26 protein-coding genes and 1 riboswitch are annotated in these 24410 nt (G+C 72.1%); of the genes, 8 read left to right on the top strand and 18 right to left on the bottom strand.

From position 1 onward, the window contains the following. Positions 1–14: 14 nt before the first annotated feature. Positions 15–1184: an FAD-dependent oxidoreductase gene (locus tag AB0J87_RS08855; RefSeq protein ID WP_363963599.1), complete on the bottom strand. Its 1170-nt coding sequence runs from the start codon at positions 1182–1184 to the stop codon at positions 15–17. A 53-nt stretch (positions 1185–1237) separates the two neighbouring features. Beyond that, positions 1238–1355: riboswitch (TPP riboswitch) on the top strand. Here AB0J87_RS08855 and thiO point away from each other — a divergent pair. The 4 genes from thiO to pknB all read left to right on the top strand — a co-directional run bounded on the left by thiO (position 1345) and on the right by pknB (position 5505). Continuing rightward, on the top strand, positions 1345–2460 hold the full coding sequence (thiO, locus tag AB0J87_RS08850; protein ID WP_363963597.1) for a glycine oxidase ThiO: 1116 nt from the start codon (positions 1345–1347) through the stop codon (positions 2458–2460). It overlaps the preceding riboswitch by 11 nt. After that, complete coding sequence (gene thiS / locus AB0J87_RS08845; RefSeq protein WP_350729053.1) at positions 2457–2657, top strand: sulfur carrier protein ThiS; 201 nt, start codon at positions 2457–2459, stop codon at positions 2655–2657. Before thiO ends, thiS begins: the two co-directional genes overlap by 4 nt. Further along, a complete protein-coding gene (locus AB0J87_RS08840) occupies positions 2650–3405 on the top strand; it encodes a thiazole synthase (RefSeq protein WP_363963594.1) in 756 nt (251 codons plus the stop codon). Before thiS ends, AB0J87_RS08840 begins: the two co-directional genes overlap by 8 nt. A gap of 195 nt (positions 3406–3600) precedes the next feature. Beyond that, entirely contained in the window at positions 3601–5505 is a 1905-nt protein-coding gene (gene pknB, locus AB0J87_RS08835; protein WP_363963592.1) for a Stk1 family PASTA domain-containing Ser/Thr kinase, read from the top strand. A gap of 169 nt (positions 5506–5674) precedes the next feature. Here the strand turns inward: pknB and alc are convergent, their stop codons facing one another. Genes alc through AB0J87_RS08820 form a run of 3 tightly spaced genes read right to left on the bottom strand, consistent with a single transcriptional unit; the run spans position 5675 to position 9087 of the window. Then, positions 5675–6625: an allantoicase gene (gene alc, locus AB0J87_RS08830; protein WP_350729049.1), complete on the bottom strand. Its 951-nt coding sequence runs from the start codon at positions 6623–6625 to the stop codon at positions 5675–5677. 2 nt (positions 6626–6627) lie between these two features. Continuing rightward, complete coding sequence (gene allB, locus AB0J87_RS08825; protein WP_363963590.1) at positions 6628–7932, bottom strand: allantoinase AllB; 1305 nt, start codon at positions 7930–7932, stop codon at positions 6628–6630. Beyond that, the gene (locus tag AB0J87_RS08820) at positions 7933–9087 is read right to left on the bottom strand and encodes a glycerate kinase (protein WP_363963588.1); all 1155 of its coding nucleotides are present in this window, start codon (positions 9085–9087) and stop codon (positions 7933–7935) included. Positions 9088–9377: 290 nt separating this feature from the next. Here AB0J87_RS08820 and ppk2 point away from each other — a divergent pair, with 290 nt between their 5' ends. Then, a complete protein-coding gene (gene ppk2 / locus AB0J87_RS08815; protein WP_363963586.1) occupies positions 9378–10262 on the top strand; it encodes a polyphosphate kinase 2 in 885 nt (294 codons plus the stop codon). 56 nt (positions 10263–10318) lie between these two features. Here ppk2 and AB0J87_RS08810 read toward each other — a convergent pair whose 3' ends face one another. From AB0J87_RS08810 to uraD, 7 genes are read right to left on the bottom strand one after another with little or no spacing between them, the layout of a single operon-like run. Beyond that, positions 10319–10531 carry an EF-hand domain-containing protein gene (locus tag AB0J87_RS08810; protein WP_350729043.1) on the bottom strand — a complete coding sequence of 71 codons (213 nt, stop codon included), beginning with the start codon at positions 10529–10531 and terminating at the stop codon, positions 10319–10321. 48 nt (positions 10532–10579) lie between these two features. Beyond that, entirely contained in the window at positions 10580–11971 is a 1392-nt protein-coding gene (locus AB0J87_RS08805) for an 8-oxoguanine deaminase (RefSeq protein ID WP_363963583.1), read from the bottom strand. Then, positions 11968–12441, bottom strand: coding sequence for a (2Fe-2S)-binding protein (locus AB0J87_RS08800; RefSeq protein WP_350729040.1), 474 nt, complete (start codon positions 12439–12441; stop codon positions 11968–11970). Before AB0J87_RS08800 ends, AB0J87_RS08805 begins: the two co-directional genes overlap by 4 nt. Next, positions 12441–13301, bottom strand: a complete 861-nt coding sequence (locus AB0J87_RS08795) for a xanthine dehydrogenase family protein subunit M (RefSeq protein WP_363963581.1) — start codon at positions 13299–13301, stop codon at positions 12441–12443. The genes AB0J87_RS08800 and AB0J87_RS08795 overlap by 1 nt, the downstream gene beginning before the upstream one ends. Before the next feature lie 16 nt (positions 13302–13317). Then, positions 13318–14178 carry a factor-independent urate hydroxylase gene (pucL, locus tag AB0J87_RS08790; RefSeq protein ID WP_363963579.1) on the bottom strand — a complete coding sequence of 287 codons (861 nt, stop codon included), beginning with the start codon at positions 14176–14178 and terminating at the stop codon, positions 13318–13320. Continuing rightward, positions 14179–14478 (bottom strand): hydroxyisourate hydrolase, encoded by a 300-nt coding sequence (gene uraH / locus AB0J87_RS08785; protein WP_185072939.1) that lies wholly within the window; start codon positions 14476–14478, stop codon positions 14179–14181. It abuts the gene before it with no gap. Next, positions 14475–14975, bottom strand: a complete 501-nt coding sequence (gene uraD / locus AB0J87_RS08780; RefSeq protein ID WP_355191621.1) for a 2-oxo-4-hydroxy-4-carboxy-5-ureidoimidazoline decarboxylase — start codon at positions 14973–14975, stop codon at positions 14475–14477. Before uraD ends, uraH begins: the two co-directional genes overlap by 4 nt. 167 nt (positions 14976–15142) lie before the next feature. Here uraD and AB0J87_RS08775 point away from each other — a divergent pair, with 167 nt between their 5' ends. Next, positions 15143–15982, top strand: coding sequence for a deoxyribonuclease IV (locus AB0J87_RS08775; protein WP_363963576.1), 840 nt, complete (start codon positions 15143–15145; stop codon positions 15980–15982). A gap of 338 nt (positions 15983–16320) precedes the next feature. Here AB0J87_RS08775 and AB0J87_RS08770 read toward each other — a convergent pair whose 3' ends face one another. From AB0J87_RS08770 to AB0J87_RS08750, 5 genes are all read right to left on the bottom strand, one after another. Beyond that, complete coding sequence (locus AB0J87_RS08770) at positions 16321–17811, bottom strand: cation acetate symporter (RefSeq protein WP_363963574.1); 1491 nt, start codon at positions 17809–17811, stop codon at positions 16321–16323. Positions 17812–17871: 60 nt separating this feature from the next. Further along, entirely contained in the window at positions 17872–18165 is a 294-nt protein-coding gene (locus AB0J87_RS08765) for a hypothetical protein (RefSeq protein WP_350729031.1), read from the bottom strand. Beyond that, the gene (locus AB0J87_RS08760) at positions 18162–18902 is read right to left on the bottom strand and encodes a LytTR family DNA-binding domain-containing protein (protein WP_363963572.1); all 741 of its coding nucleotides are present in this window, start codon (positions 18900–18902) and stop codon (positions 18162–18164) included. Before AB0J87_RS08760 ends, AB0J87_RS08765 begins: the two co-directional genes overlap by 4 nt. A 66-nt stretch (positions 18903–18968) precedes the next feature. Then, a complete protein-coding gene (locus AB0J87_RS08755) occupies positions 18969–20126 on the bottom strand; it encodes a histidine kinase (RefSeq protein ID WP_363963570.1) in 1158 nt (385 codons plus the stop codon). Between the two features lie 54 nt (positions 20127–20180). Continuing rightward, on the bottom strand, positions 20181–20777 hold the full coding sequence (locus tag AB0J87_RS08750) for a molybdopterin-dependent oxidoreductase (protein ID WP_350729026.1): 597 nt from the start codon (positions 20775–20777) through the stop codon (positions 20181–20183). A gap of 239 nt (positions 20778–21016) precedes the next feature. On the opposite strand from AB0J87_RS08750, the gene aroF reads away from it, so the two are divergent. Both aroF and AB0J87_RS08740 read left to right on the top strand, forming a co-directional pair. Beyond that, positions 21017–22048: a 3-deoxy-7-phosphoheptulonate synthase gene (aroF, locus tag AB0J87_RS08745; RefSeq protein WP_363963567.1), complete on the top strand. Its 1032-nt coding sequence runs from the start codon at positions 21017–21019 to the stop codon at positions 22046–22048. A gap of 156 nt (positions 22049–22204) precedes the next feature. Further along, positions 22205–22492: a YiaA/YiaB family inner membrane protein gene (locus AB0J87_RS08740; RefSeq protein ID WP_363963565.1), complete on the top strand. Its 288-nt coding sequence runs from the start codon at positions 22205–22207 to the stop codon at positions 22490–22492. Between the two features lie 5 nt (positions 22493–22497). On the opposite strand, the gene thiI is transcribed toward AB0J87_RS08740, so the two are convergent. Beyond that, positions 22498–23697 carry a tRNA uracil 4-sulfurtransferase ThiI gene (thiI, locus tag AB0J87_RS08735; protein WP_363963563.1) on the bottom strand — a complete coding sequence of 400 codons (1200 nt, stop codon included), beginning with the start codon at positions 23695–23697 and terminating at the stop codon, positions 22498–22500. 63 nt (positions 23698–23760) lie between these two features. Next, positions 23761–24402 (bottom strand): response regulator transcription factor, encoded by a 642-nt coding sequence (locus tag AB0J87_RS08730; protein WP_319710515.1) that lies wholly within the window; start codon positions 24400–24402, stop codon positions 23761–23763. Positions 24403–24410: the final 8 nt, after the last annotated feature.

Below are 24410 nucleotides of genomic sequence, written 5' to 3'. Positions count from 1 at the left end.
CATGCCGCGCTTGCTCAAACAACACAATCCCGTAGAGGGACTTCTGGATCTACCAGGCGTTCCGCGTCGAGACGGTGTCCCGCGTCGATGATTCTGCGCCCCTGAACGAGGTCTCGCGGCCGATCCACGGCGAGCACCGCGGCGAGGGCGTCGTCGGCCGTGAGCCAGAGGGCCGACCACTTGCCCTCCGGCTCGCCCCGGTAGATCAGGCGCTCGCCTGCCAAATGATGACCGGCGTATTGCACCATGTGCCCGAACTGTTCCGACCAGAAGTACGGAACGGGATCGTACGCGACGTCCTCGCCCAGCAAGCTCGCGGCGGCCACCTCGGGGGCGTTGAGCGCGGTGTCCCAGTGCTCGACCCTGAGCCTGGTCTGCCAGCGGCGCGACCACCAGGCGGCGCAGTCGCCGACGGCGACCGTGTTCGGGAGGGAGGCGCGCAGGTGCTCGTCCACGACGACGCCGTTGTGGAGGTCGATGTCGGCGCCGGTGAGCCATTCGACGGCCGGGCGCACGCCGATGCCCGTGACCACCACGTGGGCGTCCACGAACTCGCCGCCCACCAGCCGCACGCCGCCCTCGTCCACGGAGTCGACCATGGTGTCGAGCCGCAGGTCGATGCCGTCGTACCAGCGCTCGGTGCGGGCCCCGATCTCGGCGCCGACGGCCGTCGCGAGCGGCGCCGGGCCGGCCTCGATCACGGTCACCGCGCACCCGGCGCGGCGGGCGGCGGTGGCCACCTCCGCGCCGATCCAGCCGGCCCCGATGATCGAGACGCGGGCGCCGGGGACGAGCATGGCCCTGAGCTCGTGGGCGTCGTCGAGCGTGCGCAGCACGTGTTGCGGGCCGTCGCCGGGCAGCCTGATCGGCTCGGCGCCGGTGGCGATGACCAGCCCGTCGTAGCCGAGCTCGCCCTCGGTGGTCTCCACGACCCCCTCGCGCAGCGCCTTGGCGCTGACCCCCGGCTGGAACACCACGTCGAGCGAGGCCAGGTCGGTTTCGACGTAGCTGGTGTCGGCGTCGCCGAACAGCACGGCCTTGGACAGGGGTGGACGGTCGTAGGGGCGATGCCGCTCCTCGCCCACCAGCGTGATCCGCCCGCCGAACCCCTGTGCGCGCAGCGCCTCCACGGTGCGCACTCCGGCCAGGCCCGCTCCCACCACCACGACTTCGTTCACGTTCATGACCCTAACGTGGGCCGGTGTCCGGGCGTCGCAGCGAGGCCGTAGGCTGGGGGCGTAAGACGCGCGGGAGTCCGGCCGTGACCGGGCTGAGAGGAAGGCTGCCATCGGGCCTTCGACCGCAAGACACCTGATCCGGATCATGCCGGCGAAGGGAGCGCGGATGGATGTGATCGTGGGCGGCGGGGTCGTCGGCCTCTCGCTGGCCTGGCGGCTTGCCCGCGAAGGGCGGCCCGTCACCCTGGTGGACCCGGCCCCCGCCTCGGGGGCCTCACACGCGGCCGCGGGGATGCTGGCGCCGGTCAGCGAGGTCACCTACACGGAGGTGCCGCTGCTGCGGCTCGGCGTGGCGTCGCTGCGCCGCTGGCCCGCCTTCGCCGCCGAGCTGGCCGCCGACGCGGGGCTGGCCGGCCCCGAGGCCCTGGACCTGCGCTCCGAGGGGACGCTCGACGTGGCGTTCGGGGCGGACGACCTGGCCGCGCTGGACGAGCTGGCCGCGTACCTGGAGAAGCTGGAGCTCGCCGTCCGGCGGCTGACCGGCCGCGAGTGCCGCCGCCTGGAGCCCATGCTGGCTCCCTCGGTGCGGGGCGGGCTGCTGGCCGTCGGCGATTCCTGGGTGGACCCGCGCCGCGTGACGGCGGCGCTGCTCGCCGCGCTCGACCGGCGGGGAGTCCGGCTCGTACGGGCGCGCGTCGGCGAGCTGCTGCGCGACGGCGGCCGGGTCACAGGGGTACGCCTGGAGCCGCCCGGCGGCGACGACCGGCGAGCCGAGCTGCGGGCGGAGCGGGTGATCCTGGCGGCCGGGGCGTGGAGCGCCGGGCTGGCCGAGGTGCCGGTCCGGCCGGTCAAGGGGCAGATCATGCGGTTGCGTTCGCCGCAGCCGCTGCTCACCCGGTGCGTCCGCGGCACCGTGCACGGCACGCCGGTCTACCTCGTCCCCCGGGGCGACGGCGAGCTGGTGGTCGGGGCCACGCAGGAGGAGATGGGCTTCGACACCAGGGTGACCGCGGGCGGGCTCTACGAGCTGCTGCGCGACGCCAGGGAACTGGTGCCGGGCATCACCGAGCTGGAGGTCTCCGACGTGGTGGCCGGGCTGCGGCCGGGCACGCCGGACAACCTGCCGCTCATCGGCCCGAGCGGCACCCCGGGGCTGGCGCTGGCCACCGGCCATCATCGGGGCGGCGTGCTCCTGGCGCCGCTCACGGCGGACATCCTGCTGGGCGAGGAGGGCGAGCTCGCCGCAATGTGCTCGCCCGGGAGATTTCGGGATATTTCATGATTGTGATGATCAACGGGGCCTCCCACGAGGTGGCCGACGGCACGACCGTGGCGCAGGCCGTACGCACATTGACCACGGCCACCACCGGAGTGGCCGTGGCCGTCAACGACGAGGTGGTCACGCGGAGCTCGTGGGAGACGACGGCGCTCAGCGACCGTGACCGGGTGGAGGTTCTGACGGCGGTGCAAGGTGGATGATCTGATCATCGCCGGGGAGAGCTTCTCCTCCCGGCTCATCATGGGCACCGGCGGCGCGCCCTCGCTGGACGTGCTCGACCAGGCGCTGGCCGCGTCCGGCACCGAGCTGACCACGGTGGCGATCCGGCGGCTCGACCCGAACGCCCGCGGCTCGGTCCTGGACGTGCTGCGCAAGCGGGACATCAAGGTGCTCCCCAACACCGCGGGCTGCTTCACGGCGGGCGAGGCCGTGCTGACGGCACGGCTGGCCAGGGAGGCCCTCGGCACGAACTGGATCAAGGTCGAGGTCATCTCCGACGAGCGGACCCTGCTGCCCGACCCGATCGAGACGTTCGACGCGGCCGAACGGCTGGTGGCCGACGGGTTCGTGGTGCTGCCGTACATCGGGGACGACCCGGCGCTGGCCCGGCGGCTGGAGCAGGCGGGCTGCTCGGCCGTCATGCCGCTGGGCGGGCCGATCGGCTCGGGTCTCGGCATCCGCAACCCGCACAGCATCGAGCTGATCGTGGAGGCCGTGTCCGTGCCGGTGGTGCTCGACGCGGGCATCGGCACGGCCAGCGACGCCGCGCTGGCGATGGAGCTGGGCTGCGCCGCCGTGATGCTGGCCACGGCGGTCACCAGGGCCCAGCGGCCCGATCTCATGGCGGTCGCCATGAAGCAGGCCGTGGAGGCCGGACGGCTGGCGCGGCTGGCGGGCCGCATCCCGCGCAGGCGCTACGCCGAGGCCTCCTCACCGATGGCTCCCTGACCGGAGTGCCGATGCCCCCTCCCCCGAGTGCCGACGACTCCCCGGCCCGAGTGCCGGTGGCCCCCGGCGGGAGTGACGGGGGCTCGCTGACCCGAGGGACGCGTGGGGAGCTGGGACGTTCCAACGGGAACGTCTCAGCATCGGTTTCGGGCGGCGAGGCCCTCCCAGTGGCAAAACGCCCGTAAACTCAGCGGGGTGGATACGACGACTGCGGACCCCCTGGTCGGGCGGCTCCTCGATGGGCGCTACCGCATCGAGAGCCGGATCGCCCGGGGCGGTATGGCGACCGTCTACCTCGCGCTGGACGTCCGCCTGGACCGGACGGTGGCGCTGAAGGTCATGCACGGCTCACTGGCCGAGGACCCCGCGTTCGTGCGGAGGTTCATCGGCGAGGCCAAGTCGGTTGCCCGCCTCTCACACCCCAACGTGGTGCACGTCTTCGACCAGGGCACGGACAACGACGTCGTCTACCTGTCGATGGAGTACGTGCCCGGCAAGACGCTGCGCGACATCCTGCGCGAGCGCGGCAGGCTGCCCGCCCGCGAGGCGCTCGAGATCATGATCCCGGTGCTCGCCGCCCTCGGCGCGGCCCACCAGGCCGGGATGGTCCACCGCGACGTGAAGCCGGAAAACGTCCTGATGACCGACGACGGCCGGGTCAAGGTCGTCGACTTCGGCCTGGCCCGGGCCATCGAGGCCACCAACCAGACCCGCACCGGGGTGATGATCGGCACCATCGGCTACATGGCGCCCGAGCAGGTCACCACCGGCGCCGCCGACGTGCGCAGCGACGTCTACGCCGCGGGCATCATGCTGTTCGAGCTGGTCACCGGCCAGCAGCCGTACGACGGCGCGACGCCCATGTCGGTGGCCTACCGGCACGTCCACGACACCGTGCCCGCGCCGTCCTCGGTGTTCCCCGACGTGCCGCCGCTGATCGACACGCTGGTGACCCAGGCGACGGCCCGCGAGCCGGACCAGCGCCCCGCCGACGCGACCGCGATGCTCGTGGCCGCCGTCGACGCGCACCGGATGCTGCCGCGCCTGACCAACCCGCCGGCCTCCCACGCCCAGACGCAGGTGTTCAACGCCTCCGGCGCCGCCTCGATGCCCCAGCCCGCCCCCGCCCACACCTTGATCCAGCCGCGGGCGGAGGTGTCGGCGCAGGGGCAGCGGGCGGGGTTCAAGCCCAACTGGTTCCTGGTGCTGCTGGCCGGGGTCATGGTGGTCGCGGTCGGGCTGACCGGCTGGTACTTCGCGCAGCCCGAGATGGTCTCCGTCCCCGACCTGGTCGGCAAGAACCTGGCGCTGGCCAAGAGCAGCGCAGCCGCGGCCGGTTTCAAGGTCCAGGAGGCCGACGGCGTCAACAACGAGAAGATGGCCGCGGGCCTGGTCCTCAGCACCGACCCGGCGGCCGCCACCGAGGTGGAGAAGGGCACCACGATCACGCTGGTCCCCTCGCTCGGGCCCAAGCGCGTCGCCGTGCCCAACACCGAGGGCATGACCGGCGACCAGGCCCGGGCCAAGATCGCCGATGCCGGGCTGACCGTGGGCGTCGTCAAGCGGCTGGCCAACCAGGAGGTCGAGCGCGACAAGGTCATCCGCACCTCGCCGCAGGTCGGCGAGAAGGTGCGGGAGGGCGCCAAGGTCGACATCTACGTCAGCGCCGGCATGGTGATGCCCGACGTCAACAGCATGCCCAAGGACGAGGCCGCCCAGTATCTCGGTGGTCTGGGCTTCCAGGTGCAGGTCAACGAGGTCGACGACGACGCCGAGCCGTGCACGGTCATCGCGCAGACGCCCAAGGCGAAGTCCGAGGTGGACAAGGGCGCGCAGGTCATGGTCACGGTGGCCCGGTGCCAGACGGACTTCTGGGACTGGTTCAACGGCGACAGGGACGACGAGGCCCGCGACGACCAGCAGTTCGCCCTGGTGCCGGCGGTGATCGGCAAAGAGGTCAGGGACGCCAAGGCGGAGTTAGAGGCGCTGGGGTTCAAGGTGCGGGTGCAGCGGCTGGGCAACCGCGGGGTGGTCCAGTTCCAGCGGCCGTTGCCCAACAGCGAGCGGCCGCAGGGGGCCACGGTCGTCCTCTGGCAGTGAGGTCCCTTCGGCGACACACGGGCGATCACCGGACGCCGAAACGCGTCGGTCACGCCAGAGCCTTGAGGGACCTCGGCCCGCGCCGCCTGCACAGAGCCGTCGCACAGGTGAAGGGCTGAGGCTTGGGCGGCCGCCACGGCCTGGGGTTGGCGAGGCGGACGCGGGTTGGTCAGGGCGTGGCGAGGTGGCCGTGGAGGCGGACGCGGGCCAGGCCGCCGTCCGGGTAGATGTCCACCCGTACGTGCGTGACCGGGTCCGGATGGGCGAGCCGGAAGCGGTGCGGCGTGTCGGGCTGCAGGCGCGTCCTCGGGAGGAGCTCCACCTCCCGGTCACCGTCCAGGCCCGTCAGCGAGACCGCGCCCGGCGCGTTGAACAGCAGGTTCGTGGTGTCGATCTCGGCCAGACCGATCACGCCGCGCCCGGCCAGCCGGATGACCAGCCAGTCGTTCCCGTCGCCGCGGCGGCGGGCGGTCTCCCAGCCCTCCGCCTGGTGACGGGCCAGGCCGGGGGCGATGGCGTTGTTGGGGGCCGAGTAGAACTCGTTGGAGCAGGCGGTGACCAGCGCGCCGTTCGCGAGCGCGGCCAGGTCGAGGCCGAGCCCGTCGTACACGGACAGGTCGGGCCGGGCCTCCCCGTGCACCCGGAGGCGGGCGACGCCGCCGTCGGGGAAGATGCTCAGCCGCACGTGGGTGAACCGGCGCTCGTCGGTGACGGCGAAGTGGTGCTCGCTGTCACCGGTGAGCTCGGCCCGGGGCACGATCTCCGTCCACGCAGCGGCCTCGAGCTCGGCCGGGGAGGGGTGGCCCTCGACCGAGGCCGCCTCGACGCGGGCGTGGGGCGGGTAGTTGCCCTTGAACCAGGCCGTGTCGATCACCACACCGCGGATCACGCCGGGGACGCCGAGCCGTACCAGGGCCCAGTCGTGGCCGGGCGAGCGGCGGCGGCGGGTCTCCCACCCGTCGTAGACCTGCCCCTTGCTCCCGAACGTCTCCGCCTGGAAACCGGGCCGCCCCGGCCGGATCAGGCTCTCCTTCTCGGCGAACGACTCGTCGCTGGCCGCCACGACCGAGCCGCCGAGCGTGCGCAGGGCGAGGTCCGGCAGGGTGCTGAAACCTGGCAAATCTACTGCTCTCCCAACAGGAATCGTCCGTGCGGCACGTCGTCCACGGGCCGCCCGCGCAGCCAGGTGGTCAGTACGGCGCCCTTGAGCACCTGGCCGTGGTACGGGGTGACCGGGTTCTTGTGGTGCAGGCGCGCGGCGTCCACGGGGTTGTCGGCGGCCGGGTCGAAGGCCACCAGATCGGCATCATTACCCGGCTTTATCCCGCCTTTTCCGGGAATGTCGGCCATCGCCGCCGGATTGGCCGACATCCAGCGCACCACGTCCCCCAGCCCGTGCCCCCTCCGCGACGCCTCCGTCCAGACCGCGGGCAGCCCGAGCTGGAGCGAGGCGATGCCGCCCCAGGCGGCGGCGAAGTCGGGCACCTTGAGGTCGGCGGGTGAGGGCGAGTGGTCGGACACGACGCAGCTCAGCACGCCCCTGGCCAGCCCGTCCCACAGCAGGTCGCGGTTGGCCTCGGAGCGGATGGGCGGGCAGCACTTGTACGCGGTCGCCCCCTCGGGCACCTGCTCGGCCGCCAGCGTCAGGTAGTGGGGGCACGTCTCCGCCGTGACCGCCACGCCCTCGGCCTGGGCCGACTCCAGCACCTCCAGGCAGGAGGCGCTGGAGACGTGCAGGATGTGCACCCGGGCGCCGGTCCGCGCCGCCAGCCCCACCACCCGTGCGACGGCGCTGCGCTCCGACTCCCCCGGCCGCGACTCCAGGAACTCCCGGTACGTCGGCCCGGCCGGCTCCCCGAGCAGCGCCGGGTCCTCGGCGTGCACCACCATCACCCCGCCGACCGCGGCGACCTCGGTCAGCGCCTCCCGCAGCTCGGAGTCGCCGAGCGGCGGGAACTCCTCCACCCCCGACGGGGACATGAAGCACTTGAACCCGTAGACCCCGCGCTCGCGCAGGGGCGCGAGGTCCTTGACGTTGCCCGGCACGGCCCCGCCCCAGAAGCCCACGTCCACGTGGCACTGCCCCTCGGCGGCCCGCAGCTTGGCCTCGAAGGCGGCCACGTTCACGGTGGGCGGAAGGGAGTTGAGCGGCATGTCGAGGATCGTGGTGACGCCTCCGGCGGCGGCCGCCCTGGTCGCCGAGCCGAACCCCTCCCAGTGCGTCCGCCCCGGTTCGTTGACGTGCACGTGGGTGTCGACCAGGCCGGGGAGCAGGGCCAGGTCGCGCAGGTCGATGTCCTCGGCGGCGTCGAGCGGGGCGTCGTAGTCGTACAGGCCCGCGATCTTCTCGCCCCGCACGGCCACCGCCGCCGCCCGCTCCCCCTCGGGGGTGACGGTGCGGCGGGATCGGATCACCAGATCGATCATCTAGTCCTCTTGGAGATGGACGGCGGCCAGCCGCGCGGCCAGGCGTTCGAGCAGGGGCCCGGCCTCGGCCATGCAGCGCTCGGGGTCGGGTTCGAGGTCGGTGAGGGCGTAGGCGGCCTCGATGCCGGCGGCCCGCAGCTCGTCGTCGGTGAGCGTACGGCGCCCGCAGACGGCCACCACGGGGACGCCCGCCTCGGCCGCGGCCCGCGCCACGCCGACGGGGGCCTTGCCGCGCAGGGACTGCTCATCGAGCGACCCCTCGCCGGTGATCACCAGCCGCGCGTCCTTGACCAGCTCGCCGAACCCGAGCAGGTCGAGCAGGTAGCCGATGCCGGGCCGGATCTCGGCGTGCAGGAACGCCAGCGCGGCGAACCCCACCCCGCCGGCCGCCCCCGCCCCCGGCGCGCCCGCCACGCCCATCGCGCGCGGCGTGTCGTCGTGCTCGACCGCGCCCATCAGCCCGTGAGTGGCGGTCGCGACGGCGGCCAGCCGGGTCAGGCCGGCCTCCAGCGTCTTGACGTCGTCCGGGGTGGCGCCCTTCTGGGGCCCGTAGACGGCGGCGGCGCCGTGCGGGCCGAGGAGCGGGTTGTCCACGTCGCTGGCCACCACGAACTCCACGCCGGAGACGTCCGTGAACCCCGACAGATCGATCCGGGCGAGCTCCTTCAGCGCGGCCCCGCCCCGGGGGAGGTCGCCGCCGTCGGCGTCCAGCAGGCGCGCGCCGAGCGCCTGCGCCATGCCCGCGCCCCCGTCGGTGCAGGCGCTCCCGCCCAGCCCCAGGACCACGCGCTTGGCGCCCCGGCGCACGGCGTCCGCGATCAGCTCGCCCGTGCCGTGGCTGGTGGCGGTCAGCGGCTCGTGCCCGCCGGGGAGGCGGCGCAGCCCCGACGCCTCCGCCAGCTCCACCACCGCCGTCGCGTCGGCGTCCTGCCAGGCGTACGAGGCGGAGATCCGCTCGCCGGTGGGCCCGGTGACCTCGATCGTGACCCGGCTGAACCCGCCGGCCACGGCCGCGTCCACGGTGCCGTCGCCCCCGTCGGCCACCGGCAGCTCCACCGTGGGCACGCCGAGCCCGGCCGAGACCCGGGCGGCCACCTCGGCCGCCGTCAGCGACCCCTTGAACTTGTCGGGGGCGACCAGAACCTGCTGAACCACTACGAACCCCTACAGGATGGTGAACAATGTCCTGACACGCCTTCCTGCCCGGTGCGAGCGGGCAGGAAGGCGTGACCCATCATCTTGACACTGGCGTGTTCCAAGGAACCACACCGGTACGCCGGCGGCCAGGACGACCGCACGGTGCTGGTGATGCCGTACGGCATTAACCCGATCATCCCGAATTGTTCCCCTGATGGCTTGGCGGGTACGGGAAGCTGATGCGAGGCGGAAACGACGAGGCGGTGGGCGTGAAGCAGGTTGCCCTTCCGGACACGGAGCAGGTTCGCTTGCTGGATTCGACGCCGGGCCTGATCGTGGACGACAGTGACGATGACGATCCGGTACTGCTGCGGCCTGACGGCAGCCCGTTCGACACCTGGCGCGAGCACTACCCGTATCCCGAGCGAATGCAGCGGCACGAGTACGACCGCGTCAAGCGGCTGCTGCAGATCGAGTTGCTCAAGCTGCAGTACTGGGTCAAGGCGAACGGGGAGCGGCTGGTCATCCTGTTCGAGGGCCGGGACGCGGCGGGCAAGGGCGGCACCATCAAGCGGTTCATGGAGCACCTCAACCCCCGCGGCGCCACGGTGGTCGCGTTGGAGAAGCCGTCGGAGCGCGAGCGCACCCAGTGGTACTTCCAGCGCTACATCGCCCACCTGCCCGCCGCCGGGGAGATCGTCCTGTTCGACCGCTCCTGGTACAACCGTGCCGGGGTCGAGCGCGTGATGGGCTTCTGCACCGAGGCCCAGTGCCGCGAGTTCATGCAGCAGGCGCCGCAGTTCGAGGGGGCCCTGGTACGCGACGGCATCCGTCTGATCAAGCTCTGGTTCTCGGTGACCCGCTCCGAGCAGCGCACCCGCTTCATCATCCGCCAGGTCGACCCCGTGAGGCAGTGGAAGTTGTCGCCGATGGACCTGGCCTCGCTCGACAGGTGGGACGACTACACCGTCGCCAAGGAGGAGATGTTCCTCCACACCGACATCGCCGAGGCTCCCTGGACGGTCATCAAGAGCAACGACAAGAAGCGCGGCCGGGTGGAGGCCATGCGTCACGTGCTGAGCCTGTTCCACTACGACAACAAGGACTACGAGGTGGTCGGCACCCCGGACCCGCTCATCGTCCGGTCGGCGGCCGACATCTTCGAGGAGGACCACACCGGCCTGCCCGCCTGACCGACGGGCGTCGCGGCCGGTTCTTCGACGCGGATGCGCCAGGTGACCCGGAAAGGTCAGGAGACCGTGCGGATGAACTCCTCCAGCGAGTAGCGGCCGTCCTGGTCGGAGTCGGCGGCCTGGCTCATCGCCCCCAGCGCCTCCGCCGGGAGACCCGGGAAGTGCTTCGTCAGCTCGGCCTCGCTGATGTAGCCGTCGCCGTCCGTGTCGATCGACGCGAAAGTGCTCTTGAGCTGCGCCAGCCGCTCGTCGGGGAGTTCCTCGGGCATGGGATCGCCTTCCTGCTCGTTCGGGACATTCCCACCCTAGTCTCCCGGTCAGTGGAGCTCCTTGGCGACGGTCAGGCCGCGTTCGTCCGCCAGCCGCATCAGCCGGCGGTGGGCCTCGGCGCCCGCGCGCCCGGCGGCGTCCTGGGGGACGGTCCGCAGCTCGCCGTCCTCGACCACGACCCGGCCGCCGACCAGCACCCGCGCCAGCGGCGGCGGGGGGCCGAAGACGAGCGCGCAGACCGGGTCGGCCACCGCCGAGGTGAAGGGGCCGTCGACGCGCCAGAGGGCGAGGTCGGCCAGCTTGCCGGGTTCGAGGGTGCCGAGTTCGTGCTCGCGGCCGAGGTTGCGGGCCCCGCCGAGCGTGGCGATCTCGAGGGCCTGGCGGGCGGTGAGCGCCTGGGGGCCGTACCTGGCGCGCTGGAAGAGCAGGGCCTGCCGCAACTCTCCCACGAGCGGCGTCAGCTCGGAGGAGGCGCTGCCGTCCACGCCGAGGCCCACGTTCGCGCCGCGGCGCAGCATCTCGGAGACGCGGGCGATGCCGGCGCCGAGCCGGCCGTTCGACGAGGGGCAGTGCGCCGATCCCGTGCCGGTGGCGGCGAGCTTGCCGATGTCGTCGTCACTCAGGTGTACGGAGTGCGCGAACCACACGTCGGGCCCCAGCCAGCCCAGCTTCTCCATGTAGTCCACGGGGCGAAGGCCGAACTGGGCCAGGCAGTGCTCGTCCTCGTCCGAGGTCTCGGCGACGTGCGTGTGCAGGCGTACGCCCTTGGCCCTGGCCAGGGCGGCGGACTCGGTCATCAGCTCGGCGCTGGAGGAGAACGGCGAGCACGGCGCGACCGCGATCCGCAGCATCGAGGAGAACGACGGGTCGTGGTAGGCGTCCACGGCCTCCGACGTGGCGGTCAGGATCTCGTCCAGCTCCTCGACCACGACGTCCGGCGGCAGCCCGCCCTGCGACTCGCCACGGTCCATCGAGCCGCGGGCGGGGTGGAAGCGGATGCCCACCTCGCGGGCGGCCTCGATCTCGGCCGCGAACAGGTCGCCCCTGCCCTTGGGGAAGATGTAGTGGTGGTCGCTGGAGGTGGTGCAGCCCGACAGCGCCAGCCAGCCGAGGCCCGCCGTGGCCGCCCCGTTGACCACTTCGGCGTCCATGGCGGCCCACACCCGGTAGAGCGCGACCAGCCACTCGAACAGCGTCGCGTCCTGGGCCAGGCCCTGCGAGGCCCACTGGTAGAGGTGGTGGTGGGTGTTGACGAGGCCGGGGGTGGCCAGGCAGCCGGTGCCGTCGATCCTGGCAGCGCCGGGCCCCGTGCCCGGAGTGGTGGGGGCGGGACCGGGGCCGAGCTCCGCGATCCGGTCCCCCTCGATCCTGATATATCCGGATTGGATCTCCGGGCCGGCGACCGGCGCGATGTGGACGTTCTCGATGAGCAGGCTCACTCGGCGGCCGCCTTCCGCGACGCCGCCAGCCGTACCGCTTCGATGATCTTCTCGTAGCCCGTGCACCGGCACAGGTTCCCGGCCAGCGCCTCCCTGATCTCCGCGTCGGAGGGCCGCTCCACCCGCGCGATCAGGTCGTGCGCCTGCACCAGCAGCCCCGGCGTGCAGAACCCGCACTGCACGGCCCCGCACTCCACGAACGCCTGCTGGACCGGGTCGAGCCGGTCCTCCTCGGCCAGCCCTTCGACGGTGCGCACCTGACGCCCCTCGGCCTGCCCGGCGGCGACCAGGCAGGAGCAGACCGGCAGGCCGTCCAGATAGACCGTGCAGGATCCGCATTCGCCCTGCTCGCAGGCGTTCTTGGAGCCGGGGAGCCCGACGCGCTCGCGCAGCACGTACAGGAGGCTCTCGCCTTCCCAGACGTCGTCGGCGATCTCTTCCCGGCCGTTGACGGTGAAGGTGACGCGCATCAGGCGGCCCTCTTTCCCAGATGGTCGTTCCAGGCCCAGGCCAGCGTGCGGCGGGCCATCACGCCGATGGCGTGCACCCGGTAGGCGGCCTTGCCCCGTACGTCGTCGATCGGCGCCGCGGCCGCCGCGCACAGCTCGCCGAATCGCCTGGTCAGCGCCGGATCGAGCGGCGCCGTCCAGTCTAGTTCGCGGGCCAGCAGCTCTTCCGCCTCCAGCGCCCGGCGCGGCGTGGGCGCCGCGGAGCCGATCCCCGTGCCGACCCGCCGCTCGTCCGGGTGCAGCGCGATCCCGAACGAGCACACCGCGATCACCATGGCGTTGCGCGTGCCGACCTTGGAGAAGTACTGGGGCCCGGTCGCGGGCCTGACGTGCACGGCCCTGATCAGCTCGTCCGGCTCCAGCGCGCTGCGCTTGACCCCCAGGTAGAAGTCGTCGGCCGGGATCATCCTGACGCCGCGCTCGCGCGACTCCGCCTCGACCACCGCGCCGGCCGCCAGCAGCGGCGGGTGGCTGTCGCCGGCGGGCGAGGCAGCGCCGAGGTTGCCGCCGACGGAGCCGCGGTTGCGGATCTGCGGCGAGCCGACCGTGCGCGCGGCCTGAGCGAGCCCCGGCAGCGGCCCGGCCAGCTCCTCGATGATCCGCGCGTACGGCACCGCGGCCCCGAGCCGGCACATGCCGCCCACCATGGCCCACTCCCGCAGCTCGGCCACCTGGTTGAGGTCGAGCAGCGCGGCGGGCCTGCGCACGTCCATGTTGATCTCCACCATCACGTCGGTGCCGCCCTGGATGGGCACCGCGTCGGGCCGGTCCGCCTTGGCGGCCAGCGCCTCCTCCCACGTCGTGGGTCGCAAGAAGTCCATGTCAGCTACTCGTCTCCTACTCCCAGGCGAATCCGGCGCCGGGTGCGTCCTCCCGCAGCACGCTGCCCTCGATCAGGCCGTAAGGGCGGTCGGCGGCGTGGAAGACCTCGTTCTCGTTGGCCAGGCCGAACGGCGACAGGTCCACGGCGAAGTGGTGCCTGTTCGGCATCGCGAGCCGGATCTCGCAGATCTCGGGACAGGTGTTCAGGGCGCGCTCGCCCATGGCGTAAAGGGTCTGCTGGAGCGACAGGCTGTGGGTGTCGGCGAACGCGTCCAGCAGGCACTGCCGCACCTGCTCGTACGACTTGCCGTACGCGGGCGTGTCCCCCGCGTGCCGCCAGCGCGCGGCGACGGCGGTGGCCAGCACGCGGTCGGTGGTGGGCGGCAGCGTGGTGTACTCGTCCACGATGTAGCCGTGGAACTCCGAGCCGGTCGTGTTCATCAGCACCAGGTCCTTGAGCCCGGACACCACGGTGGAGCGGCCGTCCCGGTCGCAGTGGACGACGCACGTGCGCACCTCGCCGCCGTCGCGGACGAACGAGTGCGGCCCGCGGCGGGTCCACGCGTACTCGTCGATCTCGACCCTGGCGTGGTGGACGGTCGGCTGCGCCTGCACGAAGTGCCTGGCCAGCAGGAGGGCGAACTCCTCGATCTGGCCGACGCCGTGCTTCTTCGCCAGCGCGTACGCGGTGTTCTTCTGCGTGTCGGTGGGCAGGACGGCGGCGTTGTCGCCGGTCAGGTGGACGGCCTCCATGTCGCCGGAGAGGGAGGTGCTGACGTTGAGGTCCTTGACGTGGTGGACGGGGCCGTCCCTGACCACGCGGACGAGCCTGGTCTCCGCCTTGCCGTAGCGGTTGGGTCCGAGCCTGATGGACATCTAGCTCCCTCGGTAGGTGGAGTAGGCGTACGGGCTGAGCAGCAGGGGCACGTGGTAGTGCCGTTCGGGGTCGGCGACGGTGAAGGTGACGACGACCTCGGGGTAGAACGTCTCCTCCAGGTAGGCCCCGGTGTCGAAGACGACCCGGTGGACGCCGGCTCCCGGGTTCCAGCCCTTGATGCGCCCGTCGTCGTCGGTGCGGCCCTCGGCCACCACCCGGCCCTCGTGCTCCAGGCGGACGTGGACGCCCCGCGCGGGCAGCCCGGTGACCGCGTTCAGCACGTGCGTCGAGAAGCTCATGTCCCCTCCTTCATGAGCTTGCGCAGCCGCAGCGCGGTGATCGCGGCCAGCTCGCCCCGCACGGCCGCCCGCTCGCTCTCCTCGTCGTTGCCCAGCCGTTCGCGCAGCCTGGCCAGCATCTGGGCCCCGGTGAGCCCGGTGGCGCAGACCAGGTAGACGTGCCCGAACCGGTCCTCGTACGCCTTGTTACCCGCGGCCAGCGCCTGGCGCGCCTCCTCCTCCACCCCGGACTGCTCCTGGCGCGACCACGACGCCTCCCTGGCCTCGCCCGCCGCCCGCTCCCCGATCCTCGGGTGCGCCCCGAGCGCCTCCATCACGTCGTCCCACCCCAGGTCCCGGACGGCCGCCTCGGCGGTCGCGACGAGCTCGTCGACGTCGTCGTACGGCCGCAGCGCCGCCACCTTCGCGGCGAAGGCGCGCGAGGCGCAGCAGGCCAGCAGCTCCTCCTCGGCGCCGGCCGGGGAGCCGGCGTTGAAGTCGCTCAGCGTGTCGGGCATGTCAGAAGTACACACACCCGCTTCGTGCCCGGTCCATCCGCGAGAACTCCGAACCTGCCACCCCCGCGGCCAGGACTTTTCGTGTCATCATCCAACCGGCGTGCCGACGCGCCCGGTCCGCGCCGGCCCCCGGGATGTCGGGGCGTGCGCCTACACTGAGACCCATCATGACCCCAACATCCCTGATCGGCGGGCACGTGCTCGTCGCGGGCGGCCTCGCGACGGGCGGCCTGGCATACATGGCCGAGATCGGCGCCGAGATGATCCAGGTCTTCGTGACCAACCCGCGCGCCTGGGCGCTCGCCGAAGGCAAGCCCGACGAGGACGCCAAGCTGACCGAGTCGGGCGTCGAGGCGTTCGTCCACGTGCCCTATCTCGCCAACTTCGGCTCGCCCAGCCCGGAGACCCTGGCCAACTCCATCGCGCTGGTGCGCCACACGCTGCGGCGCGGCGCCGAGATCGGCGCCAAGGGAGTCGTGGTGCACACGGGCTCGGCGGTCACCCAGTCGCGCGACGACGCGCTGCGCCAGGTGCGCGAAAACCTGCTGCCGCTGCTGGAGGAGATCCCCGACGGCGGGCCCGACCTGCTGCTGGAGCCGATGGCGGGGCAGGGCGCCATGCTCTGCGCCACCGTCCAGGACATCGAGCCCTACCTGGCCGCGCTCGACTGGCATCCGCGCGTCGGCATCTGCCTCGACACCTGCCACGCCTTCGCCGCCGGCCACGACCTCGCGGCGCCGGGCGGGGTGAAGGAGACGTTCGACGCCCTGCACGAGATCGCCCCCGGGCGGCTCAAGCTGATCCACGCCAACGACTCCAAGGACGTGTGCGGCGCCAAGAAGGACCGGCACGAGAACATCGGGGCCGGCCACATCGGCGCGCAGCCGTTCGCCGACCTCATGCGCCACCCGGCCGTGGCGGGGGTGCCGATCTGCATCGAGACGCCGGGCAAGGCGCCCAAGCACGCCGAGGACATCGCCCTGCTGAAGAAGCTCCGCGACTCCTGACCCGGCCGGCTCGTCGTGAAAGGGGCGCCTGCTCGCGCGATCCGGCCGCCCCCGAAGGGCCGAATCGCGGGGCCGGCTGAGGGCCTCAGCAGGCGCCCCTTCACCTGACCGGCGTGGCGGGCCCCACCCCCGGATGGGGGCCCGGCAGCCGTGGTGACCTGGGCGGTCACCGGTGAAGCCGGCGCATCAGGCCTGTTGTGAGCCCCCCGGCTCGTCCCCCCCGATGCGCCGGAGTGGCTTTCGTTGCCGAAACACTACGGTCGCGATCTTGCGGGCGATACCCTGTTTTCGGACAGCTCGTTGAACGGTCCGTAGTCATCGATATACGGAGAGTGCTGTTACGATGAGCGGTCGCCGTGCTGCGACGAGCGGTAGTCCCGTGGGCCCGCGAGATGCTCGGGCAGGTGCATCCTGGCCATCATCCGCCCCACCCCGCGCGGCATCCGACCCGGTGTGACCAGGGAAATCATTACCATCGCGGCAAACGCGACCGGCACCGCCACCGGCGCGGGGTTGGACGTGAGCACGCCCATCTTCACGCCCGCCTGCTCCTCGATCACCAGCACCGCCGTCACGCCCCCGCCGAGCGCGAACCCGGCCGCCACCCCGGCGTCCGTCAGCCGCCGCCACCAGATCCCGAGCACCAGCAGCGGGCAGAGCGTGGCCGCCGAGAGGCTGAAGCCGAGCAGGACGAGCGCCACCGACGCCTGCGGCCCGGTGAGCGCCGTCAGGGCGAGCGCGGCCAGCAGCACCAGGCACACGGCCGTGCGGAAGGCGCGCACCCCGGCCCTGGCCAGGCACGCCGACACCGCTCCCCCGACCGCCACCAGCACGCCCGCCGTGGTGGCCAGGAAGGCGGCGAAGGCCCCGGCGGCGAGCGCCCCGGTGAGCGCGTCCCCCACGGGCCCTGGGAGCAGCCTGGCGGGCAGCAGCAACACGATCTCGTCCGAGGGCCCCTCGTGCACGTGCCCGTGCCCCAGAAGCCCGTACAGCGGCGGCATGACGCAGAACACCGCCAGCATGACCTGCGTCGCCACGATCGACCGCCTGGCCTCGCGCCCGTCGCTGTTGGTGTAGACCCGGACGATCACGTGCGGCAGTCCCATCGTGCCCAGCGCGCAGGCCACCAGCACGGTCAGCACGCCGGGCAGCGACGGGTCGCCCACTCCCGCCAGCCCCGGCTCGGCCGCCCGGTACGCCCCCTCGAACCAGGTGACGGACCGCGCGCCCGCCGCCCACCAGCACACCGCCCCCACCCCGGCGAACACGACCAGCTTCAGCCAGAACTGCGCGGCCAGCACGCTCGTCACGCTCCCCAGCCCGCCCGCGCAGGCCACGACCAGCGCCGCCGAGGCGATGGCCACCCACCCGAGCCACGGCGGGAGCCCGGTCAGCAGCCGCACCACCGCCCCGGCCGCGTGGAGCTGCGCGACCATGAAGGCCAGCCCGATCACCAGGACGAGGAACGTGGCGGAGCGCCGCAGCCTGACCGATCTCAGCCGCCACTCGGCGAAGTCGGGCAGCGTGTACGTCCCCGAGCGCCGCAAGGGTGCGACGACCAGGGCGAGGATGACGACGAACCCGGCCGTGGCCCCCAGCGGATACCACAGCATCGGCCCGCCCCGGGTGGCGATGAGCCCGGCCAGTCCCAGGCAGGCCGCGGCCGAGGTGACCTCGGAGGCGATGGCGGCGCCGTTCCACCAGGGCGGAACGGCCCTGGCCGCCACGGAGAAGTCGGAGACGCCGCTGGAGCGGCGCGGTCGCGCGGAGCCCACCATGACGCCCAGAACCAGCACGAAGGCGATCCCGGTCAGCACCGCGACGGTCATCTCTCCCGCCCCAGCCCGCTCATCTCTCCAGCCGCCCCGCCCGCCCCAGCCGCAGCCCGCTCACCTTTCCAGCCGCTCCGCGCGCCTCAGCTGCAGCACGGCCAGCACGACCCAGACCCCCTGCACGGCCAGCGAGAGCGCGAACCAGGCCCAGGGAGCGGGCACCCACACGGCGATCACCGGGACGCCCGCCAGCAGCGCGGCCACGGCGCCCACGGTCAGCAGCGCCTGCCGTAACTGCCGCCCCACGATCGCCGGCACGTCGGGCCCGCCGTCGTCCGGGTCGAACCGGTCGCGGGAGCGCCCGAGCGCGGCCGGCCTGCGGGAGACGATCACCCGCCGCTCCGCCGTCACGAGATCACACCCCGGTGGTGGCGTACGAGCTGCTCGCGCACCTGCCGGCTGTGCCGCCTGCTGACCTGAAGCGTCTCGGTGCCGACGGTGAGCGTCACCCGCCCGCCCTCGAAGCGCAGCTCGCTGACGTGCCGACCGGAGACCAGCGTGCTGCGGTGGATGCGGATGAACCCGGCCTCCGACCAGCGCCGCTCCAGCGCGGCCAGCGACATGCGCACGAGGTAGCTGCCGTCGGCGGTGTGCAGCCGCACGTAGTCGCCCTTGGCCTCGGCGAACCAGACCGCCTGCTGCGGCACGAACCTGGTGCGCCCGCCCAGCTCGACCGGGATCACCTCGTCCTGGCCGGGCTCGGGCGCGGGCAGGGAGGTCGCCTCCAGCCGGCGCACGGCCTCGGCCAGGCGCTCGGCCCTGACCGGCTTGAGCAGGTAGTCGACGGCCTCCAGCTCGAACGCCTGCACCGCGCACTCCTCGTGCGCCGTCACGAACACCAGCCGGGGCGGGCTGGGGAACCCGCCGACCAGCCGGGCCAGGTCGAGCCCGTCGAGCCCGGGCATGCGAATGTCGAGGAACACCCCGTCGAGCCGCTCGCCCCCGCCGATCATCTGCACCATGTCCTGCAGCGCCGTGACGCCGTCGGCGGCGGTCGCGACGTGTTCGATCCGTTCGTCCTGGCGCAGCAGGTAGGCGAGCTCCTCCAGAGCGGGCACCTCGTCGTCGACGGCCAGGACTCTCAGCATGTCCTCCACGCTGCCGTATGAAAGCAAAGGTCACAAGCGACACGCCAGCTCAGTGTAATGAAATGACTACAACGAGCTAAGCTGACTCTTGGGCACCCGCAGCCACACCTTGGTGCCCGCGCCCAGCGCCGTCTCCACGACGAGCCCGTAGCCGTCGCCGTAGATCTGGCGCATCCGCAGGTCCACGTTGGCCAGCCCGATGCCGCTGCCCTCGCGGGCCGGGTCCTCGTCGAGCATCCGCCGCGCGCACTCCGGGTCCATGCCCGCGCCGTCGTCCTCGACCGTGATGTGCGCTTCCGGGCCCGCGTCGCGCACCACGACCCGCACCTCGCCGCTGCCGCCGCGGCCGCGCATGCCGTGCTTGATGGCGTTCTCGACGAGCGGCTGCAGGCACAGGAACGGCACGGGCACGGGCAGCACCTCGGGCGCCACCTGCATGCTGAAGCGCAGCTTGTCGCCGAATCTGGCACGTTCCAGAAGCAGATAGCGGTCGACGCAGGTCAGCTCGTCCGCCAGGGTCGTGAAGTCGTGCGCCCGGCGCAGCGCGTACCGGGAGAAGTCGGCGAAGTCGAGCAGGAGCTCGCGGGCGCGCTTGGGGTTCGTACGGACGAACGAGGCGATCGTCGTGAGCGCGTTGTAGACGAAGTGCGGCGAGATCTGCGCCCGCAGCGCGCGCATCTCCGCCTCCAGCGCGCGCCGCCGCGAGGCGTCCAGGTCGGCGAGCTCCAGCTGGCCCGACACCCAGCGGGCGACCTCCGAGACCGTACGCACGAGCGCGGCGCTCACCTCGTCGTCGAAGGCCGCCAGCGTGCCCACGACCGTGCCGTCCACGGTCAGCGGCACCACGACCGCGCTGTGCGGCTCGCCCGCGAACACCTGGGACCGCCCCGCGGCCAGGGTCGCCCGGGCGTAGGTGAGCACGTCGTCGGTGCACGGCCCCTCCCAGGCCAGCACGGCCTCGGTCGAGGTGATCGCGACGGCCCGGGTGCCGAGCAGCGTGCGCAGGTGCCGTACGGCCTTGCGGGCGGAGTCCCGGTTGAGCCCGGCCCGCAGGGCGGGGGCGGCCATCGCGGCGATGTGCAGCGTGGTGAACGTCGCCTCGTCCGATCTACGGCCCTCCGGCAGCGCCGCCGGGCGCCACCGGGCGCGGGCGAGCCCGTAGCCGGCGACGAAGGCCAAGGAGGCCAAGGAGGAGGACAGCGCCACGCACGCGGTGGTCAGCACGGGGAAAACCGTAGCCAATACAGAGCGTGTCCGGGGGAAAACCAGGAGCGAAGTCTAGGGGGGTCCCTCTCCGGGTTCTTCCTGGTAGGAGTAGCGCTGCTCGCGCCAGGGGTCGGCGACGTTGTGGTAGCCGCGCTCCTCCCAGAAGCCCCGTCGATCTTCGACGAGGTATTCGATGCCGCGCACCCACTTGACGCTCTTCCACGCGTACAGGTGGGGCACCACGATCCGCAGCGGGAAGCCGCGGTCGGGGCTGAGCGGCTTCTCGTCGAGCTCCATGGCGAACAGCGTGTCCGGGGCCGCGAAGTCGGCCATGCGCAGGTTGGCGCTGTAGCCGTACTCGGCCCAGATCATCACGTGGCGCACGCCGGGAGCGGGCGGGGCGGCCGCCATGATCGTGGCGGGGGTGACGCCGGTCCACTCGTTGGCCATGAGCGAGAACTTGGTGACGCAGTGGAAGTCCGCGATGCGGGTGGCCCGCGGCAGCCCCTCGAACTCGCTCCAGGAGAACTGGTGCTCCGCCCCGGACGCGGTGGCGCCGAAGACCCGGAAGTCCCAGCTCTCCGGTTTGAACCGGGGCACCCTGCCGTAGTGGATCACGGGTCGGCCGCGCGGCACGTACTGGCCTGGAGGCAGGCGCGACTCCTCCACGATCACTCTCCTCACCTGACTCGCCGTGTGGGGCCATCCTGCCATCGGATCGATGATGCTTCGCGGCCGGGTTCGGTGCGCTATCCTTACGGCCTATGCGCAACGCGTTCCTGTTTTGGTATGGCGACGGACCCGAGTCCGTTCGCCATCTGACGCTGCGCTAGCAGACAGGCGAACGAAGGCCCCGGGTCCGACAGGACCCGGGGCCTTCTGTGTTTCCGGACAAAGGAGAAGCTCAGATGGTGATCGTGATGGGCCCCGAGGCCACCGCGGATGATCTTTCGGCGATCGTGTCGGTCGTCCAGGCGGCCGGGGTCGAGGCTTTCGTCAGCAAGGGCGTGAAACGGACGATCGTCGGGCTGGTCGGCGACGTGACCCAGCTCGACCCGGTCACGTTGCGGGGCATGGGCGGGGTGCGCGACGTCATGCGCGTGTCCACCCCGTACAAGCTGGTCAGCAGGGAGAACCACCCGGAACGCTCCACGGTCCACGTGGGCGGCGTGCCGATCGGCCCCGACACCGTGACGTTGATCGCGGGGCCGTGCGCGGTGGAGACGCACCAGCAGACGCTGGACGCGGCCAGGATGGCGCAGACGGCCGGGGCTGTGTTGCTGCGCGGCGGGGCCTTCAAGCCGCGTACGTCGCCGTACGCCTTCCAGGGGCTGGGCGAGCAGGGCCTGCGCATCCTGGCCGACGTGCGCGAGGAGACCGGGCTGCCCATCGTGACCGAGGTCGTGAACGCCCAGGACGTCGAACTGGTGGCCTCCTACGCCGACATGCTGCAGGTCGGCACCCGCAACATGCAGAACTTCGCACTGCTGCAGGCGGTCGGGGCGGCCGGTAAGCCGGTGATGCTCAAGCGCGGCATGACCGCCACGATCGAGGAGTGGCTCATGGCCGCCGAGTACATCGCCCAGCGCGGCAACCTGGACATCGTCCTGTGCGAGCGCGGCGTCAGGACGTTCGAGACGGCGACCCGCAACACGCTCGACGTGTCGGCCGTGCCGGTGGCGCAGCGCCTGTCGCACCTGCCGGTGATCATCGACCCGTCCCACTCGGGCGGGCGGCGCGACCTGGTGCTGCCGCTGACCCGCGCAGCCATCGCGGTGGGCGCGGACGGCGTGATCATCGACGTGCACCCGCAGCCGGAGCAGGCGCTCTGCGACGGCCCGCAGGCCCTGGTCGACTCCGACCTGGGCGAGCTGGCCCAGGTCATGAACGACTTCCCGGCGCTGCTCGGCAAGTCCGCCGCGGTCGCGGTCGCCGTCTGACCCGCTGATCCGATGCCGTATTCCGGCCTGCCACGAGCGATCCCGCGCGGATGTACGGCCGGCCGCCGCCACGAGCTGAGCGGCCGGCCGTACTCAGAAGTAACTTGAGTACGTGACCCCATGCGGCGGGCTGTCGCGCGGCGCGACGATGGCCGCATGACGAAGCCCATCCAACCCACGCAGACCACCGCGTACTACGTCCAAACGCTCCTGTCGTTCGCCGTCTCGCTGTCCTCCGTGGTGATCGCCCTGGTCTACCTGCCCGTCGAGGGGTGGGTAAGGGCGTTCCTCGGGCTCGGCCTGCTGTACGTCGTCACCTCGACGATCACGCTGTGCAAGGTCGTACGGGACCGGCAGGAGCAGTCGGAGGTCAGCCAGCGCGTCGACCAGGCGCGGCTGGACAAGCTGCTGACCGAGCACGACCCCTTCAAGGTCAACGCCTGAGGGCGCTAGTCGAGGGTGTACTCCTGGATCGAGTCGGCGAGCTGCACGCACAGCTCCTCGGCGTCGAGCCGCTTCTCGATCTGCTTCAGGTCCTCGATCTTGGCCCGGGTCTCGGCCCGCTTGGGCGCCAGCAGCGAACAGCAGTCCTCGTCGGGCAGCTCGGAGATCTCCAGCGTGCCGATGCGCCGCGCCTCGGCCATGATCTCGGTCTTGTCCCAGCCCACCAGCGGCCGCAGGATCGGCAGCTCCACCGCGTTGTCCTGGGCGGTGATGTTGGTCAGGGTCTGGGAGGAGACCTGGCCGAGCGCGTCGCCGGTGACCAGCGCGGCGGCGTGGATGCGGTGGGCGACCTCCTCGGCCGTCTTGAGCATGAGCCGCCGCTGCGCGATCACCGCCAGGCGGTCCTGGCCGGAGGTGCGGATCGACTGCTGCGCCTTGCCGAACGGCACCACCCACAGCCGCGACCTGCCCTGGAACCGGTCGAGCTTCTTGACCAGCGCGTACGCCTTGTAGATCGACTCGGAGGTGGTGAACGGGATGCCGGAGAAGTGCAGGAAGTCGACGTGCAGCCCGCGCCGCATCATCCGGTAGGCCGCCACCGGCGAGTCGATGCCGCCCGACATGAGCACCAGGGCCCGGCCGCTGCTGCCGACCGGCAGGCCGCCCTGGCCGGGGATGCCGCCGGTGAAGACGAACACCTCGTCCCTGTCGACCTCGATGAACACCGTCAGCTCGGGGTTCTTCAGGTCGACCGGCAGGCCGTACTCGTCGTTGATCGCGCCGCCCACGAGGCGGTCGAGCTCGTTGGAGTGCAGCGGGAAGCGCTTGTCGCGGCGGCGGGAGCGGACGGCGAAGCGGGCGCCCCGCTTGGCCTCCTCGGTCTCGCCGACCAGCTCGAGACCGGCCTTCAGCACGGCGTCGGGGTCCTTGGCGACCCGCCAGGCCCGGTGGATCCAGACCAGCCCGGGAACGTCGGCGACCCGCTGGGCCACGGCCTGCGCCTGCTCGACCGTGGCGCCCTGGGGCAGGAAGATCGCGATCACGCCGTGCCGCTTGCGCACGTCGAGCTTGAGGTCGAGCGACCGGAGCGCGTCACGGATGTTGCTGATCAGGCGGCGTTCGAACAGCTCGCGGTTCTTGCCTTTCAGGACGATCTCGCCCAGCTTGAGCAGAACACATGGCTCGCCCAGGGCGGACATCGTCATGGTGGAACCTCCGGGAAGACGGGGAAGGGCACGCGTCGAAGGCAACGCCGCGCGCCATCGAGTTTAGTCCGCGTCCAGCCCGTGCTCGATCGCATATCGGACCAGTTCGACCCGGCTGTGGAGCTGGAGCTTGCGCAGCGCGTTCTGGACGTGGTTCTGCACCGTGCGGTGGGAGAGCACGAGCCGCTCGGCGATCTGCCGGTAGGACAGGCCCTTGGCGACCAGCCTGAGCACCTCGGTCTCGCGTTCGGTCAGCCGCGGCCCCTCGGCGGGCGCCGGCTGCGCGGCCAGCCGCCGGTATTCGCCGAGCACGAGCCCGGCCAGGCCCGGGGTGAACACGGCGTCGCCGTCGGCGGTGCGGCGTACCGCGTCGAGGAACTCCTCCCGGCTGGCCGATTTCACCAGATATCCGGATGCGCCGGCCTTGACCGCCTCCAGCACGTCGTCCTGCTCGGCACTGGCCGACAACACCAGCACCCTCGGCGGCGGCTCCACCGCGGCCAGCCTGGCGGCCACTTCCGCGCCCGACATATCCGGTAACCGCAGATCGAGCACCACGACGTCCGGCCGTGCCGCCCCGGCCGCCCGTACCGCCTGCCGCCCCTCCCCCACGGTGGCGACGACCTCATATCCGGCCTCGGCGAGATCCCTGGCGACGCCGTCACGCCACATCGGATGGTCGTCCACCACCATCACCCGCACCATGCAGCAAC

This window comes from Nonomuraea sp. NPDC049625 (assembly GCF_040675285.1).
Taxonomy (GTDB): domain Bacteria; phylum Actinomycetota; class Actinomycetes; order Streptosporangiales; family Streptosporangiaceae; genus Nonomuraea; species Nonomuraea angiospora_A.
Note: the sequence above shows the minus strand (reverse complement) of the source record. Positions and strands in the feature narration are given on the sequence as shown.

What these genes read in the sequence shown, in the direction of transcription:
- AB0J87_RS08760 (WP_363963572.1), bottom strand. Translation starts at nt 18,902, where the DNA reads ATGCTGAGAGTCCTGGCCGTCGACGACGAGGTGCCCGCTCTGGAGGAG.
- AB0J87_RS08795 (WP_363963581.1), bottom strand. Translation starts at nt 13,301, where the DNA reads ATGGACTTCTTGCGACCCACGACGTGGGAGGAGGCGCTGGCCGCCAAG.
- AB0J87_RS08810 (WP_350729043.1), bottom strand. Translation starts at nt 10,531, where the DNA reads ATGCCCGAGGAACTCCCCGACGAGCGGCTGGCGCAGCTCAAGAGCACT.
- thiI (WP_363963563.1), bottom strand. Translation starts at nt 23,697, where the DNA reads ATGACGATGTCCGCCCTGGGCGAGCCATGTGTTCTGCTCAAGCTGGGC.
- AB0J87_RS08740 (WP_363963565.1), top strand. Translation starts at nt 22,205, where the DNA reads ATGACGAAGCCCATCCAACCCACGCAGACCACCGCGTACTACGTCCAA.
- thiS (WP_350729053.1), top strand. Translation starts at nt 2,457, where the DNA reads ATGATTGTGATGATCAACGGGGCCTCCCACGAGGTGGCCGACGGCACG.
- uraD (WP_355191621.1), bottom strand. Translation starts at nt 14,975, where the DNA reads ATGCCCGACACGCTGAGCGACTTCAACGCCGGCTCCCCGGCCGGCGCC.
- uraH (WP_185072939.1), bottom strand. Translation starts at nt 14,478, where the DNA reads ATGAGCTTCTCGACGCACGTGCTGAACGCGGTCACCGGGCTGCCCGCG.
- AB0J87_RS08770 (WP_363963574.1), bottom strand. Translation starts at nt 17,811, where the DNA reads ATGACCGTCGCGGTGCTGACCGGGATCGCCTTCGTGCTGGTTCTGGGC.
- pucL (WP_363963579.1), bottom strand. Translation starts at nt 14,178, where the DNA reads ATGTCCATCAGGCTCGGACCCAACCGCTACGGCAAGGCGGAGACCAGG.
- AB0J87_RS08730 (WP_319710515.1), bottom strand. Translation starts at nt 24,402, where the DNA reads ATGGTGCGGGTGATGGTGGTGGACGACCATCCGATGTGGCGTGACGGC.
- AB0J87_RS08855 (WP_363963599.1), bottom strand. Translation starts at nt 1,184, where the DNA reads ATGAACGTGAACGAAGTCGTGGTGGTGGGAGCGGGCCTGGCCGGAGTG.
- allB (WP_363963590.1), bottom strand. Translation starts at nt 7,932, where the DNA reads ATGATCGATCTGGTGATCCGATCCCGCCGCACCGTCACCCCCGAGGGG.
- AB0J87_RS08800 (WP_350729040.1), bottom strand. Translation starts at nt 12,441, where the DNA reads ATGCGCGTCACCTTCACCGTCAACGGCCGGGAAGAGATCGCCGACGAC.
- aroF (WP_363963567.1), top strand. Translation starts at nt 21,017, where the DNA reads ATGGTGATCGTGATGGGCCCCGAGGCCACCGCGGATGATCTTTCGGCG.
- AB0J87_RS08775 (WP_363963576.1), top strand. Translation starts at nt 15,143, where the DNA reads ATGACCCCAACATCCCTGATCGGCGGGCACGTGCTCGTCGCGGGCGGC.
- thiO (WP_363963597.1), top strand. Translation starts at nt 1,345, where the DNA reads ATGGATGTGATCGTGGGCGGCGGGGTCGTCGGCCTCTCGCTGGCCTGG.